Source organism: Candidatus Nitrosotalea sinensis (assembly GCF_900143675.1).
Lineage (GTDB): Archaea > Thermoproteota > Nitrososphaeria > Nitrososphaerales > Nitrosopumilaceae > Nitrosotalea > Nitrosotalea sinensis.
Genome location: NZ_FRFC01000003.1, coordinates 600,712 through 617,203, shown reverse-complemented (window position 1 = coordinate 617,203; position 16,492 = coordinate 600,712). Strand labels below are relative to the sequence as shown.

At 38.8% G+C, this 16,492-nt stretch carries 22 protein-coding genes; 10 read left to right on the top strand and 12 right to left on the bottom strand.

What is annotated here, in order from left to right; translation table 11 throughout:
• Nucleotides 1-73: 73 nt before the first annotated feature.
• Entirely contained in the window at nucleotides 74-460 is a 387-nt protein-coding gene (locus NSIN_RS05210; protein WP_101009710.1) for a hypothetical protein, read from the bottom strand.
• A 105-nt stretch (nucleotides 461-565) separates the two neighbouring features.
• On the opposite strand from NSIN_RS05210, the gene NSIN_RS05205 reads away from it, so the two are divergent.
• Entirely contained in the window at nucleotides 566-1,543 is a 978-nt protein-coding gene (locus NSIN_RS05205; protein WP_245871909.1) for a dienelactone hydrolase family protein, read from the top strand.
• On the opposite strand, the gene NSIN_RS05200 is transcribed toward NSIN_RS05205, so the two are convergent.
• Together NSIN_RS05200 and NSIN_RS05195 are read right to left on the bottom strand one after the other, a co-directional pair.
• The gene (locus NSIN_RS05200) at nucleotides 1,536-1,769 is read right to left on the bottom strand and encodes a hypothetical protein (RefSeq protein ID WP_101010095.1); all 234 of its coding nucleotides are present in this window, start codon (nucleotides 1,767-1,769) and stop codon (nucleotides 1,536-1,538) included. The genes NSIN_RS05205 and NSIN_RS05200 overlap by 8 nt on opposite strands.
• 19 nt (nucleotides 1,770-1,788) lie before the next feature.
• On the bottom strand, nucleotides 1,789-2,325 hold the full coding sequence (locus NSIN_RS05195) for a hypothetical protein (RefSeq protein ID WP_101009708.1): 537 nt from the start codon (nucleotides 2,323-2,325) through the stop codon (nucleotides 1,789-1,791).
• A 116-nt stretch (nucleotides 2,326-2,441) separates the two neighbouring features.
• Between NSIN_RS05195 and NSIN_RS05190 the strand changes: the two genes are divergently transcribed.
• Nucleotides 2,442-2,798 carry a hypothetical protein gene (locus NSIN_RS05190; RefSeq protein ID WP_101009706.1) on the top strand — a complete coding sequence of 119 codons (357 nt, stop codon included), beginning with the start codon at nucleotides 2,442-2,444 and terminating at the stop codon, nucleotides 2,796-2,798.
• Here NSIN_RS05190 and NSIN_RS05185 read toward each other — a convergent pair.
• Nucleotides 2,795-3,151 (bottom strand): hypothetical protein, encoded by a 357-nt coding sequence (locus NSIN_RS05185; protein WP_101009704.1) that lies wholly within the window; start codon nucleotides 3,149-3,151, stop codon nucleotides 2,795-2,797. The two genes, NSIN_RS05190 and NSIN_RS05185, sit on opposite strands and share 4 nt — an antisense overlap.
• A gap of 290 nt (nucleotides 3,152-3,441) precedes the next feature.
• Here NSIN_RS05185 and NSIN_RS05180 point away from each other — a divergent pair, with 290 nt between their 5' ends.
• Entirely contained in the window at nucleotides 3,442-3,663 is a 222-nt protein-coding gene (locus tag NSIN_RS05180; RefSeq protein ID WP_101009702.1) for a hypothetical protein, read from the top strand.
• 98 nt (nucleotides 3,664-3,761) lie between these two features.
• Nucleotides 3,762-4,307, top strand: coding sequence for a hypothetical protein (locus NSIN_RS05175; RefSeq protein WP_101009700.1), 546 nt, complete (start codon nucleotides 3,762-3,764; stop codon nucleotides 4,305-4,307).
• Between the two features lie 51 nt (nucleotides 4,308-4,358).
• On the opposite strand, the gene NSIN_RS05170 is transcribed toward NSIN_RS05175, so the two are convergent.
• From NSIN_RS05170 to NSIN_RS05160, 3 genes are read right to left on the bottom strand one after another with little or no spacing between them, the layout of a single operon-like run.
• The gene (locus NSIN_RS05170) at nucleotides 4,359-4,871 is read right to left on the bottom strand and encodes a hypothetical protein (RefSeq protein ID WP_133124065.1); all 513 of its coding nucleotides are present in this window, start codon (nucleotides 4,869-4,871) and stop codon (nucleotides 4,359-4,361) included.
• Between the two features lie 60 nt (nucleotides 4,872-4,931).
• Nucleotides 4,932-5,234: a hypothetical protein gene (locus NSIN_RS05165; protein ID WP_101009696.1), complete on the bottom strand. Its 303-nt coding sequence runs from the start codon at nucleotides 5,232-5,234 to the stop codon at nucleotides 4,932-4,934.
• Nucleotides 5,235-5,275: 41 nt separating this feature from the next.
• Nucleotides 5,276-7,162, bottom strand: a complete 1,887-nt coding sequence (locus NSIN_RS05160; RefSeq protein WP_101009695.1) for a DUF192 domain-containing protein — start codon at nucleotides 7,160-7,162, stop codon at nucleotides 5,276-5,278.
• A gap of 116 nt (nucleotides 7,163-7,278) precedes the next feature.
• Here NSIN_RS05160 and NSIN_RS05155 point away from each other — a divergent pair, with 116 nt between their 5' ends.
• The 3 genes from NSIN_RS05155 to NSIN_RS05145 are packed head-to-tail and all read left to right on the top strand — an operon-like array spanning nucleotide 7,279 to nucleotide 9,937.
• A complete protein-coding gene (locus tag NSIN_RS05155; protein WP_101009694.1) occupies nucleotides 7,279-7,818 on the top strand; it encodes a hypothetical protein in 540 nt (179 codons plus the stop codon).
• A 24-nt stretch (nucleotides 7,819-7,842) separates the two neighbouring features.
• Nucleotides 7,843-8,919: an SPFH domain-containing protein gene (locus NSIN_RS05150; RefSeq protein ID WP_101009693.1), complete on the top strand. Its 1,077-nt coding sequence runs from the start codon at nucleotides 7,843-7,845 to the stop codon at nucleotides 8,917-8,919.
• A 7-nt stretch (nucleotides 8,920-8,926) separates the two neighbouring features.
• Nucleotides 8,927-9,937: a zinc ribbon domain-containing protein gene (locus NSIN_RS05145; RefSeq protein WP_101009692.1), complete on the top strand. Its 1,011-nt coding sequence runs from the start codon at nucleotides 8,927-8,929 to the stop codon at nucleotides 9,935-9,937.
• Nucleotides 9,938-9,952: 15 nt separating this feature from the next.
• On the opposite strand, the gene NSIN_RS05140 is transcribed toward NSIN_RS05145, so the two are convergent.
• Nucleotides 9,953-10,276 (bottom strand): winged helix-turn-helix domain-containing protein, encoded by a 324-nt coding sequence (locus NSIN_RS05140; RefSeq protein ID WP_165775250.1) that lies wholly within the window; start codon nucleotides 10,274-10,276, stop codon nucleotides 9,953-9,955.
• Between the two features lie 184 nt (nucleotides 10,277-10,460).
• Here NSIN_RS05140 and NSIN_RS05135 point away from each other — a divergent pair, with 184 nt between their 5' ends.
• Entirely contained in the window at nucleotides 10,461-11,681 is a 1,221-nt protein-coding gene (locus tag NSIN_RS05135) for a cation:proton antiporter domain-containing protein (RefSeq protein WP_101009690.1), read from the top strand.
• Between the two features lie 41 nt (nucleotides 11,682-11,722).
• Here NSIN_RS05135 and NSIN_RS05130 read toward each other — a convergent pair whose 3' ends face one another.
• The gene (locus tag NSIN_RS05130) at nucleotides 11,723-12,718 is read right to left on the bottom strand and encodes a hypothetical protein (protein ID WP_101009689.1); all 996 of its coding nucleotides are present in this window, start codon (nucleotides 12,716-12,718) and stop codon (nucleotides 11,723-11,725) included.
• Between the two features lie 178 nt (nucleotides 12,719-12,896).
• Here NSIN_RS05130 and NSIN_RS05125 point away from each other — a divergent pair, with 178 nt between their 5' ends.
• Both NSIN_RS05125 and NSIN_RS05120 read left to right on the top strand, forming a co-directional pair.
• Nucleotides 12,897-13,433, top strand: a complete 537-nt coding sequence (locus NSIN_RS05125; RefSeq protein WP_101009688.1) for a hypothetical protein — start codon at nucleotides 12,897-12,899, stop codon at nucleotides 13,431-13,433.
• 72 nt (nucleotides 13,434-13,505) lie between these two features.
• The gene (locus tag NSIN_RS05120; RefSeq protein ID WP_101009687.1) at nucleotides 13,506-13,847 is read left to right on the top strand and encodes a hypothetical protein; all 342 of its coding nucleotides are present in this window, start codon (nucleotides 13,506-13,508) and stop codon (nucleotides 13,845-13,847) included.
• A gap of 2 nt (nucleotides 13,848-13,849) precedes the next feature.
• Here the strand turns inward: NSIN_RS05120 and NSIN_RS05115 are convergent, their stop codons facing one another.
• The 3 genes from NSIN_RS05115 to NSIN_RS05105 all read right to left on the bottom strand — a co-directional run bounded on the left by NSIN_RS05115 (nucleotide 13,850) and on the right by NSIN_RS05105 (nucleotide 16,454).
• On the bottom strand, nucleotides 13,850-14,635 hold the full coding sequence (locus NSIN_RS05115; RefSeq protein ID WP_101009686.1) for a DUF72 domain-containing protein: 786 nt from the start codon (nucleotides 14,633-14,635) through the stop codon (nucleotides 13,850-13,852).
• A 7-nt stretch (nucleotides 14,636-14,642) separates the two neighbouring features.
• Entirely contained in the window at nucleotides 14,643-16,082 is a 1,440-nt protein-coding gene (locus NSIN_RS05110; RefSeq protein WP_245871908.1) for an MFS transporter, read from the bottom strand.
• A gap of 90 nt (nucleotides 16,083-16,172) precedes the next feature.
• The gene (locus NSIN_RS05105; RefSeq protein ID WP_101009685.1) at nucleotides 16,173-16,454 is read right to left on the bottom strand and encodes a hypothetical protein; all 282 of its coding nucleotides are present in this window, start codon (nucleotides 16,452-16,454) and stop codon (nucleotides 16,173-16,175) included.
• Between the last annotated feature and the right edge of the window lie 38 nt (nucleotides 16,455-16,492).

Here is a 16,492-nt window from a genome sequence, read left to right as displayed (position 1 = left end):
GGAGGATTAGATCTTTACCATTCAGAATACAGTACAGTCTAGACAGGTACTATGAGTTTGCAGATTTGTGATATCACCAGTCTCGGGTCGGATCACCTGAGAACATGTTCTCAAGATGTTCAATGATTTGAGACGAGCCACCCTCAATTCCCCATGTTACCATTAGGAGATATTTATCTCCAATAGGCATTGTTAGTCTTCGTAGTTTATCATATACTGCCAACACGTATCTTCCCTTGCCAATTTTTGGTTCAAAGGATCTTCTTATCTTCCATGCATTTGCTGCATAGCGCAGTGTTTCTTTTGTATCCAGTTCATCAAGGAATGGTTCCATTCCATCTTGTATTCTTGTTCCTATCTCTTTTCCTTCGTTGTCAAAGATTGTCGCATACCTTATCTGCTTGTCAGTGTGCATGACATTTTCCAGTATCCTGTCCAGATATTGCATACTCTGTGACATGGACTATAATATGCACTTGATTGCATATAAGAATTACAAGAGATAGATTCATTGTAAGTAGAAACGGATTCAAGTTTAAATCATATTTTAGTTACAAAATAGTTTGTGCAGAAAAAAATTCTTGCAGTTTTTTCAACATTCATTTTGATTCTAGCAATACAGGTACCAATTGTTGGTGCACAAAATACACAGATGTTTTCACCAATAAAACAAATGAACATGCATGTTCCAATAAACCAGATTACCTGTGCTGGCAATCTCCAGATAGTAATGAAAAAAAGCGATGGCAGTCCCGCATGTATCAAATCAGGAGATGTTTCAATATTGATAGAGCGCGGATGGGCAGTACATCTTTTACCTGATTATACCAAAAACGGGACAAAGAACTCTGACATGTTTGAGGGAGGACCGATGCAAGTTACTACTAGCCCTGTCACTTATTATGCAAATACCACAGGGTATGTAGCAATGCCATCACAAAAGGGCAATTTTCCAGGAGTCATACTAATCCACGAATGGTGGGGACTAAATGACAACATAAAAAGCATGGCAAGAGGTCTTGCCTCTCATGGTTATGTAGCCATGGCAGTGGACTTGTACGCAGGGCAAGTTGCAACTACAGCAGATGGGGCAAGGCAACTGTTGCTTTCTTTTGATGAGCAAAAAGGAATGGAGAACATCAACGCTGCTGCAAATATCCTCAAAGAAAAATACAATGTTACCAAAATCTCTACAATAGGGTGGTGTTTTGGCGGTAGCCAGTCATTAAATTATGCCCTGAGTGGAAACAAATTAGATGCTACAATAATTTACTATGGTCAACCAGTAACAAATACTACAACATTATCATCAATCAAATGGCCAATCCTTGGATTTTTTGGAGAAAAGGACCAATCAATATCAATTAACAAGGTAAGAGAATTCAAGTCAGATCTTGACAAGATGAGAATTCAAAATGAAATTTACACATATCCAGGATTAGGACATGCATTTGCAAATCCATCAGGTGCAAATTATGCACCAGAGCAGACAAAGGACGCATGGAACAAGACTTTATCATTCATGGATAAATATCTCAAATAGAATTACAATATTTCATCCAGATGGCGTGAGATATTTTTTTGTAGTAATTCATGCATGGTTCACAAAACGAGTCCCACTCTCCAATTTCTAATATATCAAAAAACTCCCTTGTCCACTGATATGGTGGAGATTTTCTATATTGGAACTGTTGTATTGTGTAAATCTCTTTTTCCTTGAACTTTCCAAGACATCTTTTGCATTGGGCATTTTTGGTTTTAGGATTCATTACAGGTACAGACATTTGTTTAACGTATAAAGCTCGTCCTGGAAAAATATACCAGAAATGCCACTCCTGCAACAAGGGCAATGTCTACAGCAGGAAACTCGGGGACTGCTGTGTTGTACACAGGTCTTGAATTGTCACTTGATGAAGCAGTAATTGTCTGACCGTTTGCATATGTGAAAGACACCGTGATTGCATCATTTCCACCTCCTGCGAGAAACCCATCATTTGGACCGCATACAGGAGAACAAGAAGAAGTAGTAGATGAGACAATAACAGAGCCTGCAAAATATCCAGTATCAGGACCAGTCTCAACTAGCCTATATGGAATGCTAGATTCTCTTGTAGAGATTGTGATTGTACTGCCGTCTTCGCCTATTGTATCAATTGCATACGGACTGGAGTTAAAATCAGGTGCGTAAATTACAATATTTACTTGAGGATACGAATCCATCGATATCATAATTGGTGAGCTTGCATGCACAGGCATGTTCAGGTCAGGAACCATACATGATACACATAAAACAGATAATGCAGTTAGAACGAGTTTACTTGACATTATATACAGACTATGAAAAGACTTGAAGATAACACTTGTCAATCATGATTATCATCTTAACCGGGACATGAAATTTGTGATCAGTTTTATTAACAAAGAAAACCAATTGTATACTAATGTCGCAAAACGTCCATGTCAGCAATCTTGAGGATTATTTGGTTCATGGAGTAGAATTTGCAGGGCGCATTACAAAGAATGGTCGTCTGATTGATTACAAGACAAGAAATACTGTAACGCTATCTGATGAACAAAAAGAGATGTTTTTCATGTCAATATCACTGTACGAGTCCATGCAACGTGACTTTGATGAGAATCTAGGTTCTGTAAAATACACCATAACAGAGAGGAAAGATTTTCGCATAATATCAATACCAAAAGGACAGGACATCATAGTTCTAATAATGAAAGGCAGTTTTGCATCAACCATAAAAAGAATCAAAGAAGCCATAAACTATATGAAAACAACAAGCTAGTCTTTCTGAGCTTGGGCGATTTTAACATACGAATCAATAAATGATTTTGCGTACATGTTTGCGTGTTTTTCTGAACCTTTGTGAGTGTCAAGCTTTGAGCGTATATGGTGATAATATTCATGAAGTATTACAAACGGGTTGTAGAATATTTCAGAATTTGACGCATAGATCTTTTTTTCTTGTACTACGTATACTGCATATACAGTTCTTCGTTTTCTCTTTATAGTTCCCACTGTAATTTCAGGTGTTTGAATACCATACAACTTGCTCAAGTATTCTAGTGCTTGTTCTGTTTTTTTATCTAGAATTAATGCAACTGCCTTTGCTTTTGCAATGTCATCTAGTTCAACCATAGTTCCTAGGACGCAGCATGCAAGATATAAGAAATTTTCATCACATTACAGGGCAAACAGGTTCACATGATGGGAGGTGGATTTGGGTTCAACTCCTCACAAGAGATCTTCCCGTTTGCCTAGAGATGCAGTACAACAAATTAGCATTAAAGATAAGCGTAGAAATCCATACTAAAAGATAAATCTACAGCAATTCATCTTTGATACCATAATTTTCAGTGAACCATGTTACAGAACATTGTGTAGTAATTCCTTATAGGAACTAGAGTGTAACTAGAGCTATGATGAGTATGAGCAGCGAGGTATTCCAAGAAATATTGGTCTCAAGTAACTATGAGACGGTATTTTGTACGGAAGAGGAAAAAGAGCAATACATGGGTCTTTTGAGCTCAAAACGAGTCATACCAAGAGGGATGAGTGTAGTATTGGTTAACAGAAAACTTGCCAAGCCTCATACCAGAGAAGAGATAATGAATGCGTCACCTGATGAGCTCAGACAGATGGTCAAATGATCTTTTGAATTTATTGAAAAAACTTTGTCATTTTCTACTAGAATAAATCTATCAGAACCCATTAATACTTGATTTAAAACACCTCACATGTACTAGTAATGAAGGACGCAAAAAAAGACAAGATGCCTGCCAAGCCAACAAAGGGCAAGGGTAAGTTAATTGCATTAGGAGTTGTTGCTGCAATAATTGCCGGAGCAGCCTATGTGATTTACAAATCAGACAATACAGTTGATACTAGTTTTGCTTCAATAGACGGCATACCATGTGAAACTCAAGAATATTCTACGTTTCACATTCATGCTCACATTGATATCTTTTCAAATGGACAACATGTAGGCATTCCAGCACAAATAGGATTAGAAAAGACATGTCTTTACTGGCTTCACACACATACATCGGATGGAATAATACACATCGAGTCTCCAAAACAACAAGACTTTACAGTTGGACAATTCTTGGACATCTGGAAGGCAACAAATACTGGAATTCCATCATCTGGAACACCAGAGGTTTTTGTCAATGGAAATCTTGTAAGTACAAGCTTGGCAAGTACCATAATGCATGCACATGATGAGATTGCTCTAGTCTACGGCGATGTTCCACAAAACATGCCAACATTCTATCAGTTTCCAGAAGGAGACTAGATTTTAGCACACAAACAAGTTTAGCAAGTTAGAAAATTAGTATTTTACTTGTTATTTGCAACCAAGATCATTCATTATCTTTGCAACTATATCAGATGAAGTAGAGTTGCCAAGAGCTGTCTTTACTGCCATACATACTGATGGTGATACTGCAGATGTTGTACTTGTGGAATTTGTTGCTGGTGGTGGATTTGTAACTGGAGGTGGGGTTGTTACAGTTTGATTTGCAGGTACGGTTGTAGTTGTTGAAGTTTTATTTGTAGTTGGGGTTATGGGTGTTGTTGGTGGAATAGTAATTTTCGTATTGTTTGATGGATGAATCTGTGCCTTGTTTAGATTTTCTTGTAGTTTTGCCCATTCCCCTGGTGCACATAGGTGATCACCACATACTTTGTCATTACCATAAAGTGCAGTAAGGTGTTGGTCATCCAAATAATAGTAATTTCTCTTTTCCAAATTCTGTTGCGGTGTTGTTTGAGCCATTGCTGGTGCAAGTGAGCCCAAGATAAGAGACAACACTAGTGCAGATACTGCAGACAAGAGCAGTTTGGAACTAGATTTCAATGAGATCATGATATCATGATTTCTATTTAAGAATAACTGAAAGTTTAGGTTCAGGCAGAGTTAGCCTTTAGTCTTGAACTGGAAGAACACCTCTTTTCTCGTTCCTTCCTGGTCCCATGCAGCAACCTTGTATCTTCCAGGGGTCTTCCAGTGCTTGGTATCAAAACGTAGTACGTTAGAATATGAGCCTTTTTGGGAGTTAAGATACTGATCCTCGCTAAATGCCTCCTTTTCTGATGGATCATACACTACAAGATGCATCGCTTGTTTTGGGGCTAGTGTTTCATAGTCTAGTTTTATCTTGACGTAATCACCTTCGGTGTAGATTGCCTTGTCAAGATTTATCATTATTTTATTTGGCACAGTTTTGATTTTTCTATTTGTATCTTAATAGTCTTGCCAAATCAGGACATAATTTGCAAGACAGAGCCAGAGTTTATCTTAAACTTGTCTACAAAACCGGATGCAACTTCAAGAACGTATTTTGCATTAGATATGTCTTGGCCATATATGGTGCAATTGTCAACACAGGGTTGTGCATTTTTTTCTACATGTAAAATATTTCCAGAGCTGTCAAACCAGATGATATCTATTGGAAATTGCATGTCTTTCATCCATATTGGTATAACTTGTGGTTGTGCAAATGGAAACAGCATTCCTTGACTATATGATAACACAGTATGATATTGTAATCCTTGGACTTGGCGTTGTGGCGTGTCTGCAATATCAACATCAAGAGATATTCCCCCCAACTTTACTTTTCCAGTTGGAAATCCGGATTGAGTAAGATTGCTTTGCGTATGTATTACACCATGTAATACAAGATATTGGATTGCTGATGCAAAATCAGTGTCAGATATGGCACCACCATACCAGAGCTTGGCATCAGTTTTTACCCAGGATGGAATAGAGAATGTTCCTTGAGTAGATGATTTTACAATACCATTTGAGATCAAATATTGCATGAAGGTATCATCGGAAATTGAACCGTCAGACCAAGACTTGGCATTTTGTTTTGCTTCTGTTTGTGGCGTAGTGAAAGCATAATTTGATGCAGATATCTTGTTTGTTCCAATCAACTTGTAAGATTCTTGTGTTACAGAGACAGTGCCATTGGTATTTGTGACACTAGATATTGCAAGATTGGTCAGTATGCCAGTTTCTTTGTCAATTTGTACCAAAATAGAATATGTCTGGTTGGTGTTTTGTGCAGACATGATTGTTCTGTCATAGCTTCCAACCGTGGCATTGCTCTGATGATATGCAGCGTTAAGATTCAACGGGGTTGGAAGTACATACATGAAATTGGCAGTAAGGCCTCCGGGTCTTGTGAATATTGATTTTGACAGGTCTAGTGTGTCATACTCGTATGCATTTGTACCATTTTGGGATACGGTAGTCTTGACTGTAATTTGCTTATTGTCAGTTGGAGTTACAAAGTCAAATCTGACAGTTTGGTTTAGGTTAGGACGAGTTACTTGATAAGATACATAGTCTCCAGGAAGAAGACAGATTTGGTTTGTCTGACATGTGGGATTTGATACCGGAACAATGGTAGAGTTTGTTCCAAGTGTAGATACCTCACTTTGTGGTGCATCTTTTGGTAGAGTCGTTGATGGTCCTTGGCCATATACTTCCATCACTGGAATTTGGTTTCCAGTTGGAGATGTTACAGATGCAGAATACATTGGACATACCTTTCCAAAGTTTCCTTGCTGACAGTCATTTTCAAGCGCCTGGATATAGTGTACCCATGTTATTGATACATTGTCAGGCTCTCCAAAATATCTAAGCGAGAAATGAGATAGCTCGTGAGATAAAATCCATGCCCCTGCCCAACTTTCTACATTTGGATCACATGAGCAAACATAGATTACTTGTTTTCCGGTACCGGTGATTTCATACATTCCATAGTATCCTTGTTGCACTAGTTGTTGTCCTACCTTGTTATCAGATATTACAATTGGAAGCGTAAATGTAGAGAGTCCTGAAAAATATGACTGGTAATTTTTCAATGGTACACAGAGTGATCCTTGCAAGTCGTGGTTTATCCCATACATTGAGAGATATTCATCTGCAATTACCTGGTAGAACTTTAGGCTCTTGTATTCAGAATCAGAGCAGGCATCATTTTCTGTTATATAAAAAACAGCATAAGAAAGCGCAGGGCTGTTCTCATTTTTTTGTTGTTGCATGGTTTTGAAATCTTGTGTGGAATTTGTTTGCGAAAATGATGGTAGAGCATTGCATGACAACAACATAATTACAACAAACAGAAGAGTTTTTTTCATATACTGAAAATAAGACAAATTCAACTATATGACCTTTGCAAGACGGTTTTGTATAAAAAATTAGTTAACAAAGTTCTCGGAATCTTTAAGTTTTGTAACATAGATCAAGAGAGTACATGTCAGACAATCCAGATCTGCGAGAGAAGATAGTTGAAAACAGAGGTACTTGGAAAAAACTGCAGTTAAAGATACCAGGGTTACAAGAGTATCGCAAGCTTGAAGACATTCGTGCTGCAGACCAGCTGCTACGAAAACAAGTATCAGATAACTTGAATGAATCAAGATCATTGCTTGATAGCCTAAGGCAGGCAGTTACTGCAAAGGGCGATTATACGAATTTGACTATGGTAGGAAATACCATATCAAAGATACAGCAAGTTTCAGGTCAAATACAACATGCGCAGCAGGGCTCTGCTGGAATTTCTCCAAACATAAGAATTGATGAAGGAGTATTGAACAAGTTGTATGAATATGATTATAATTTTGTAAATTCAGCAGAGCAGGTGTATCAATCATGCTCTAATTCTGTTACAGAGTACAATTCTGGAAAATCAGTGCAAGAGATTGCATCTGCGATAAATGCAACACTTGACAATCTCAACCATTCATGGAAACAGAGATTAGAATCAGTTGAGAACATATTGGTGACAAAATAATGATATCGATAGGAGTTTTGTAAAATGTTTGGGCACAAAAAAGATCAATTCGATGGCGGAAGTGTAGCTGGTTCTACTACTATCGAGTGGGACACACAGTACAAGCAAGGAAATATCATGTGGAAAGTTCCAAGATTGATTAGACTAAATGACAACATAGTAGTAAGAGAAGACGAGATTGCAGTATTTTTTAGAGACGGTAAAGTTTTGACTTATTTTGACAAGCCAAACAGATACGCACTGACTGACTTTAATGCACCAATTGTAGGTGGCCTATTGAAATTTTTCACAGGAGTCCAGCAAGCAGCTGAAGTGTATTATTTACAAAATAGATACATTGATGGCAAGTTTGGATCACAGGGACCATATCAGTTTGTAGACCCAGTCTTTGGCATTGTGAATTTACGAGTATTTGGTGAGTTTAGGTGGAAGGTATCATCGCCTGAGAATTTCATAAATCAGTTTGTTGGTACATTTGCGGTACAGACATCAGATGAGATAGAGACTCGTTTGAAAGAACAACTTGTGATTTTGCTTTTCAATGCACTAGGAAAAATGAAAGAGAGTGGAATGAAGATAACTGACATTGCAACAAACTTGCAAAATATCGAGCAGATAGTGCTGTCAAATACAGCAACCAGTTTTGGACAATATGGAGTAGAGATAAACAAGATTTCAGGACTTACAATTAGTTTACCAGATGAGGTACAAAAGGCAATCAACACAAGGTCAGAAATGTCAGTACTTGGTGTCAACTATATGCAGTACCAAGCAGGACAGGCAATGACTGAAGCTGCCAAGAATCCATCAGGCGGGGCAGGCTCGCTTGCAGGCTTGGGCGTAGGGTTTGGCGCAGGCTCTGGCATAGGGTATGCAATGGCAGGACAGATGGGCCAGGGAATGTACCAGCCACCAATGAAGCAATGTCAGAAATGTGGAATGATGATGCCAGTATCAAACAACTTTTGTCCTAGCTGCGGAGAGAGTCAACAACAGGTACAACAAAAACCTCAAGGGATTACATGCCCCAAATGCAACAGCACTGTAGCTGTTGGGTCCAAGTTCTGTTCCCATTGTGGCAGCGAGATAAAATCAGGTTAGATTAGATATGTTTTGTTCAAAATGCGGAATCCAACTTCCAGATGATGCAGTCTTTTGCGTCAAATGTGGTACAAAGCAATCTCAAGCATCCCAGCCTTCTCCACAAAATACACAAAATGTACAGACAACTACAGAGACAAAAGAGGTCAAATGTCCAAGTTGTGGTGCACCGATTGTTCCCAAGTTTGGCGAGATGGTTGTGACATGCGAATATTGTGGAAGCAGTGTGAGCCTTGAGAACAAGGGATGGCAAAATGTTGCCAAGCACTCCATGTTACCGCTCAAGATATCAGACAGAGATCAAATTACTGAAACTTTGCATCACATGATGGACAAAGGACTGTTACACAGACACTTGCAAGAAAACTCCAAGCTTGAAGAGATTGATTTGACAATGGTCCCATACTGGATAATTCCTGTCAGTGCAAGAACAAATCTTGTTGCAACCGACATTGCAGCTGAAGTGGGCGGAATTGCTGCTACTGCTGCAATGGCAGGATTGATGGGCGGTGCAATGAGCGGAGGTTCTAGAAGAGGAGGGGGCGGATTTGGAGGAGGAATGATGGACGGTATGTTGTTTGGAACCATGATGGGTGGAGGAGGCATGATGGGCGGTGCAAATGCAACAAAAGCATACACAGTTGATGAGTCCTATGACTGCCCCGTCGTTGCTGTCAAGTCACTTACCGCATTTCAACCCCATGGATACGAGTTTTCACTTGATGTCAAAGTCGACTTTGATCCAAAAAAGGTTCCAAAAGGTGTCAAGATTCTAAATGGAGACATTAATGATGACGCTGCAAAGAGTTTGGCAAAAAATATTGTAGACCAGATTCAATCTCAAATGATTCATTCCAAATATCACATGATACGACAGATGCAGACAGACTTGGAAGTATCATCAGGGGAACTATTACATGTACCAATTTGGTTTGCACAGTACGATCACAAGGGCAAGAAGATAATTCTCATAATTGATGCAAATTCCGGAAATGCCATCAACAGTATTGGGCTTTAATTTTTCAGGAAATTTCTATTGTGTCATTCGTGTGTTAATTTGAAGTTGGCCTTGATCCCAAGATATGTCTATGCCTGATATTTTGTTTTGAAATGAGAGTAATTTTTTCCCATCTTGTCTTATGGTACAGGATACGTGAAGAAAATGCAGCTTACGTAATAGTTGCAATCGTCTATATACCGTACTTAGAGGAATATTACAGTTCTCACTTATCTTAAGTGCTGTCAGTGCTTCATCTTTTGTTACACTCAATATTGTGCGAGAATGTCTATCAAGCAAGGTATGCAGGATCAACTCTTCTTTTGTTTCAAAGATTTGTGACGGAGGTATGACTTGCACAAGTTTTCTAGTTACATATTGTATTAAAATCAGATAGTACACACTGTAACACAGATCAATTTAGGAGGTTATTTCATCATGCAATACAACAGATGAAGATAAAAGATAATCTCTAATTTTCATTTTTTGATATACAGCTAACTTATTCGACAGGATTTTATCATATTAATTTTTGAGTTTTTTCATGATTAATGAATTACTAGTTTTTTCAGTTGTTGCCGGAATAATTTTTCTAGGGTTTGTAGGTGAGATATTTTTCAAAAAGACTGGAATTTCTTACTATCTTTTTTTGATAATGATAGGGGTCATACTGGGACCAATTTTTGATGTATTTCCACGAGAGCCATTAATTCCAGTATTAGGGATATTTGCTAGTTTTACGCTGATTATGATTTTGTTTTACAGCGGCATGGACATGAAGATTCGTGAGGTAATTAAAGGAAGCCCAAGAACCATGGTCCAAGTTACAATCTATGTAGTATCAAGCATATTTTTGATAGGAATTGCATTACACTTTATTCTAAATTGGGATTTGATTCAATCTCTCATCTTTGGTGCAATAGTAGGTGGTGAAACAGCATCAGTAGTGGTTATACCGTTATCAAGGTCACTTAATTTGGGCCACAACACCATAACATTTCTCACACTAGAATCGATTTTGAATTCAATTTACTCGATTGTATTTTATGAAGCATTTGTGAGTTTGTACAAGACAGGCACAAACAACTGGGCAGTTCCAATCATCACAATTGGGACTAGCTTTTCAATAGGAATTCTGGTTGGAATTGTACTTTCTATATCATGGATGTTCGTACTGAAATTTGCAAGAAACTTCAAGTACACATATGTTCTGACATTAGGACTTTTGTTTACCACATATACGGTAACAGAACTTTTACACGGCAGTGGTCTTGTTGCAGTTCTCATCTTTGGACTATTTTTAGGTAGCTCAAAAGTTGTATTGTCGCGTCTAAGACAAAAGTTTGATCTTGTAGAGATGAATGACCAGTTTTACAAGTTCCAGGGAGAAGTCTCTTTTATCATGGAGACATTCTTTTTTGTATTTTTGGGTCTTGTTTTTGTTATAGTTCCTGATGCCATATTGACAAATGTCGTATTAGGGCTTGTCATACTTGGAATATTGTTGTTGGTCAGATACATTGCAACCAAGGCATCAACTCAGAAGTCTGAATTAAAAAAAGACCAGCTTGCCATAATTTTGATTTGTGCTCAAGGAGTTGTTCCTGCAACTTTGTCCATATCAGCTCTAAATGACGGAATTCCGCTAGCAAATACATTTGTGAGCCTTGCAGTATACGTGATAATACTTACAAACATTGTAACAACTGTAGGTTCTATATTTATCGCAAGAAAAAACAAGTCAGTGCCTGAAGAAACAAAATAATTTTGTATCTAAATTAAATAAAAAGAGAAGAGAGAACAGCCCTAATAGGCTGCCGAGATTGCGCCATACATTGTTGCATGTGCTTGATCTATTGCTTGATCTCTTGTGGCATCAGCTGTTCCAACTGCAGATACATGGTTTGCGTTTGCAGTAGCAATTGCACTATCTTCTGTTTGTACAAGTGGAGCTACAGCATTCCAGTATGATTGTAATGCAGTATTCCATGCTTTGGCATCCTTGGTGTATGCATTGTCAAGTGCTGTCCTGGCAGTGCTTTCTGCACTAATATATGCAGTTTGAGCAGTACCAATTGCTTGGTCTTTTGTGACATCAGCAGTCTCTACTGTAGCAATTCTTGTGGTTCTTGCCTTGAGTATTGCATTATCTTCGTCAACATGAGCCTGACCTATTGTCTGAGATCTTGTTGCGAGTGTTGCATTACCAATTGCAGTGTAGAATGTTGATTGTGCTGTTCCATCTGCACCATCTTTTGTAGCAAGTGCACCGTAGACACTGGTCTCGTGTGTTGACCATGCATCGTTTAATGCCTTGTCACGGATGACTTGGGCTGCTACAATTGCGTTGGTTTTTCCAGTTTGAGCAGTAGATATTGCGGTGTCTCTTGTCGCCAATGCAGTGCCAATTGCGGCAGCGTTGCCTTTGGCTGCACTAACTGCAGTCTTGTATGCTGCTTGTGCATCCTGGACTGCTTTGTTGTATGCAACATTTGCATCCTGGACTGCTTGATTGTATGCCAAGTTAGCAGATTGGGTTGCTTGCTTGTATGCAAGATCAGCAGATTGAGTTGCTTGCTTGTATGTTACTTGGTCCTGCTGCAAGGTCTGTCGCAAAGTCTGTCTTGCTGCTTGATTTGCAGACTTGGCATTTGTACTAGCATTATCACTAGTGCTATTGCCTGGGTCTGCCATTGCCACAGTCATCAAATTTCCTCCAAAAACGGAAACTGCCAATACAGTAATTACTGCAAGTGCAGTTGCCTTTTTTGTAAGAAGTGATTTGAGTTCTTGTGTAGTCATGATTCTTGCCAAGTCTACGATACAGTGGATATAAGCAATTGCGGAACTTTGTAAACTCACAATGATCAGTAACAGTCCTGAGAAATGATTAATAGTTTGATGATGCATTTACGGGGTGCAATCTCCAGTATCAATGATAAGCAAGTCTTAAGTATTTGGCAGATGGGCCAAAGGATAATTGAACAAAGTCTTGTCTGCAACAGTAATGCTAGGCATAGCAGCAACCCTAGTTTGGTCTTTTAATTTACTTAGTACTGAATCTGTATTTGCCCAAGTCAGTGATCCAAGCACAGACCCCAATGCAGGTCCTATACCTGAAGGAAATTACACGGACAACAGTACAGGTCCAATATCAGAAGACAATACAACTAGTACAGGTCCTGATACTGGAGACATGTCAACGCAAGACAATACGGATCTTAGTTCAAACCCGGACAGTGCACTTGCTCCAAGTGACAACCCACTTGCAAACGATACTAATGACACATCAAACAACATGACACAGACTGTAATACCAACACCACAGAATACAACAACTGTATCACATCCAACTGCAGCTACCATCATGCCACCACTGGAACAAGTCAAGGCAGGAACTAGTCCAAAAGATGTCCAGTGCAAGCAAGGATTTTCTTTGATAATCAAGCTGGATGATGGTTCACCAGCATGTGTCAAGCCTGATGTATTACAGATACTCACCCAGCGTGGCTGGTAAACATTACATTGTATTGCACTTGTTTGCAGAGCATACCTGCTGTTTAATATTTTCTAAAACAATGTTTCTTTCATGGCATCCATATTACAAGTAGAGCCAAAAGCAAAAAGAGCATTAGATATGCTCCTAATTGACAGAAGCAACGAGTTCCGGGAATTGGCAAGTGCAATTGGGTACTCGACCAAGTTTGATAACTGGGAGGAGTTTATACTCAGATTCTGTCTAGAGTTTGAAGACTGTTTTAGCATGTGGTCAGAAAAGCAAGAAGATGGGGACCACAACAAGATCCACAAGTGTATGACCATCATGAGTCAGATAGGCCATGGAAAATCAAGCATAGAGCAGATGACAAAACTCCAGAACATGGCATACAGGATTGCCAAAGACTATGGTGTGATATGCCAGAGGCTGTGATATCAGACAAGTGTGGTCTGGGTTTTATCAGACCACGTTACAGGTTTCATGTCAAGTTCCAGTCGTAACTTGTTTGCAGTCTGTGGTGAGAATCCCTCATAGTGATTGTTTGCAAGAATTGCTGCAAATGAGATACTATCCTTGATTTTTGTTAATTTTTCAACCCAGGATTTTATTTGACTCGTCCTGTCTTTGTGGATTTTTCCAAACTGGTTCTCAGGTATGGTCCTGTCGCCAATTAATCTAATGTAGACAAGATCAGTTGTGATGATATCATGTAATGGAACACTTGATACATCATTCCAAACAAGGCAGAGATTATACCGTGAGAGAAATTGTATAGACGGATCAGAGAACCAGGAAGGATGTCTTCCCTCTACGGCGTATCTATAATTTTTTGGAAGATGATTTACCATCTTTTCTAGATTTGTTTTAGATTCATCAAAGGATAACGAGGGAGGAAGCTGGATTACAAGAACTTTCATTTTGGATTGTAACGGAGTTACAGAATCAAGGAATTGGTCCAGGTATGGTCCAGGCCTTAGTCTGTTTTCATGAGTTATGACCTGAGGCAATTTGGCAGTAAATGTAAAATCATCAGGCGTATCTGTGAACCATTTTTGAGTTGTCATTCTAGTTGGAATTTTGTAAAATGTAGAATTTACTTCGGTGATATCAAATGCACTTGAATAGTGTTTTAGATAGTTGGTGTCATCCATGGATTTTGGGTAAAATGGTCCAATCCAGCCTTGGTAACTCCATCCGGTGCAGCCTATTTTGATATTCATTGTACCATCAGTGTGATGTATATTCAGTCATGGGTTTGATCTTTTTTCGTAGCAATACCACAAGTGTAACTGATACTAGCGCCAAGATTCCCGCTGTAGTGAATATCTGGATGTAGGATTGGGCTGACGGGAACTCGCCTGGGATGCCAGGAATTGATTGGCCATACATCTGCTGGAACATGCCAGCAACTGATGGCCCTAGTGATTGCCCTACAAGCATGAGCAGTACTGCCATTCCAAGTGCTATTCCTTCTGCTTTTTGTGGTGATGATACCAGTATGATATTAAATCCGCCAACAAATGCAAATGACAATCCTACAGATAATACTCCAAGCGCTGATGCAATCTCAAGTTCAGTTCCATGAAACAATAACAATGTGAAAAAGCCTATTGTACATACTATCGTACCAATTGCAGTGAGTCTGAAGTTTCCCACCTTTGATACAATAAATCCTGATGCTGCTGATACAACCAGTGAGACTATCATAAATGGCAATTGGACATTTGCTGTAGTTATTGCATCGCCTCCAAATCCAAGTGGTTTCGGGCTCTGTATCAGAATTGGAATTGTCTGGTACACCATAAAGGTTGAAACTCCTACTATCATGACAATGACATTAGTGGACAAGAATATCTTGTCTTTTAGAATGACAAGGTCGACAAGTGGGTGTTTTGCCTTTTTTTCTTCCATGGAAAATATCACAACTAGAACAGCAGCAGATATAAAATAAAATACAGAGTTATAATTTCCAGTGTTAATTTCTTGCAAATATGACACCCCTGTTAGAAATAAAATAATGGTTGCAGAAAGTATGATTGCGCCTTTAACATCAAGATAGTGTTTAGAATTGTTGTTTTGTATCTTGGGGACTGTGATTAGTTTTGCCATCACAGCTGCTAATAGTATTGCAATTGGAAATACCGAGAAAAATGTTGCATGCCAGCCAAATGAGGATATGATTCTTGCCCCAACTACCAGGCCTACTACAGAGCCTCCGAAAAATGTTGAAGTAAATATGCCTTGGGCAATTGCAAGTTTTTGCATTGGAAAGATATCACGTACAATTCCAAATGCGATTGGAAACATGGATATTCCAACCCCTTGTGCTATTCTTGCAAGTATCATGGTTCCAAAGGAGTCTGCAAATCCTCCCCCCAGTATTCCCGTACAGTATACTATCATGACTACAAGTAGGACCTTTTTCTTGCCATAGATATCTGAGAGCTTGCCTGCAATAGGGGTCATTACTGCGCCTGCAATAAGATACGAGGATAAAATCCAGGATGAGACGTTATATGATATTTGAAAATCTTTGATAAAATCAGGAATTGCAGGCAAGACCATTGTTTCACCATACATTGTAACAAGTGCAAGGCTGCTGATTATTGCCAATGCAAGCCAGGCTGATTTTTGTACAGTGTTACTGTTTTCGTCAGTTTGGGTCACGATATCATGTCTTGGCAGTATAGTAATAAGCTGTTAGAATCTTTCATACTAGACCCAGAGTAAAACATACAGTACAGGGGCAATTAGATCTTAGTGATTTAAAACTGTGAGAAATTTTGTGATGGATTGGTTTTTGATTGTTTTTTGCAGTTCATTGGTTATATTGTCAATTACTATATTAGAGGAATTGCCAAAGTATTCGGTTAGGACTTTTTTGAGATATTGCGGGTTTTCATAACAATCAGATATGGTACAATAGTACTTTGATTTCAGAGATGAGACTACGGACTCGTAGACAGGCAGGCTGATGTCAAGAAGTGTTTTTTCTATGATCACTGTTACCATTTCCTTGTACATTTTGTCTTGGCTCAATGTCTAGCGTGATTTGATCTTTGTATTTAGATTTTGTT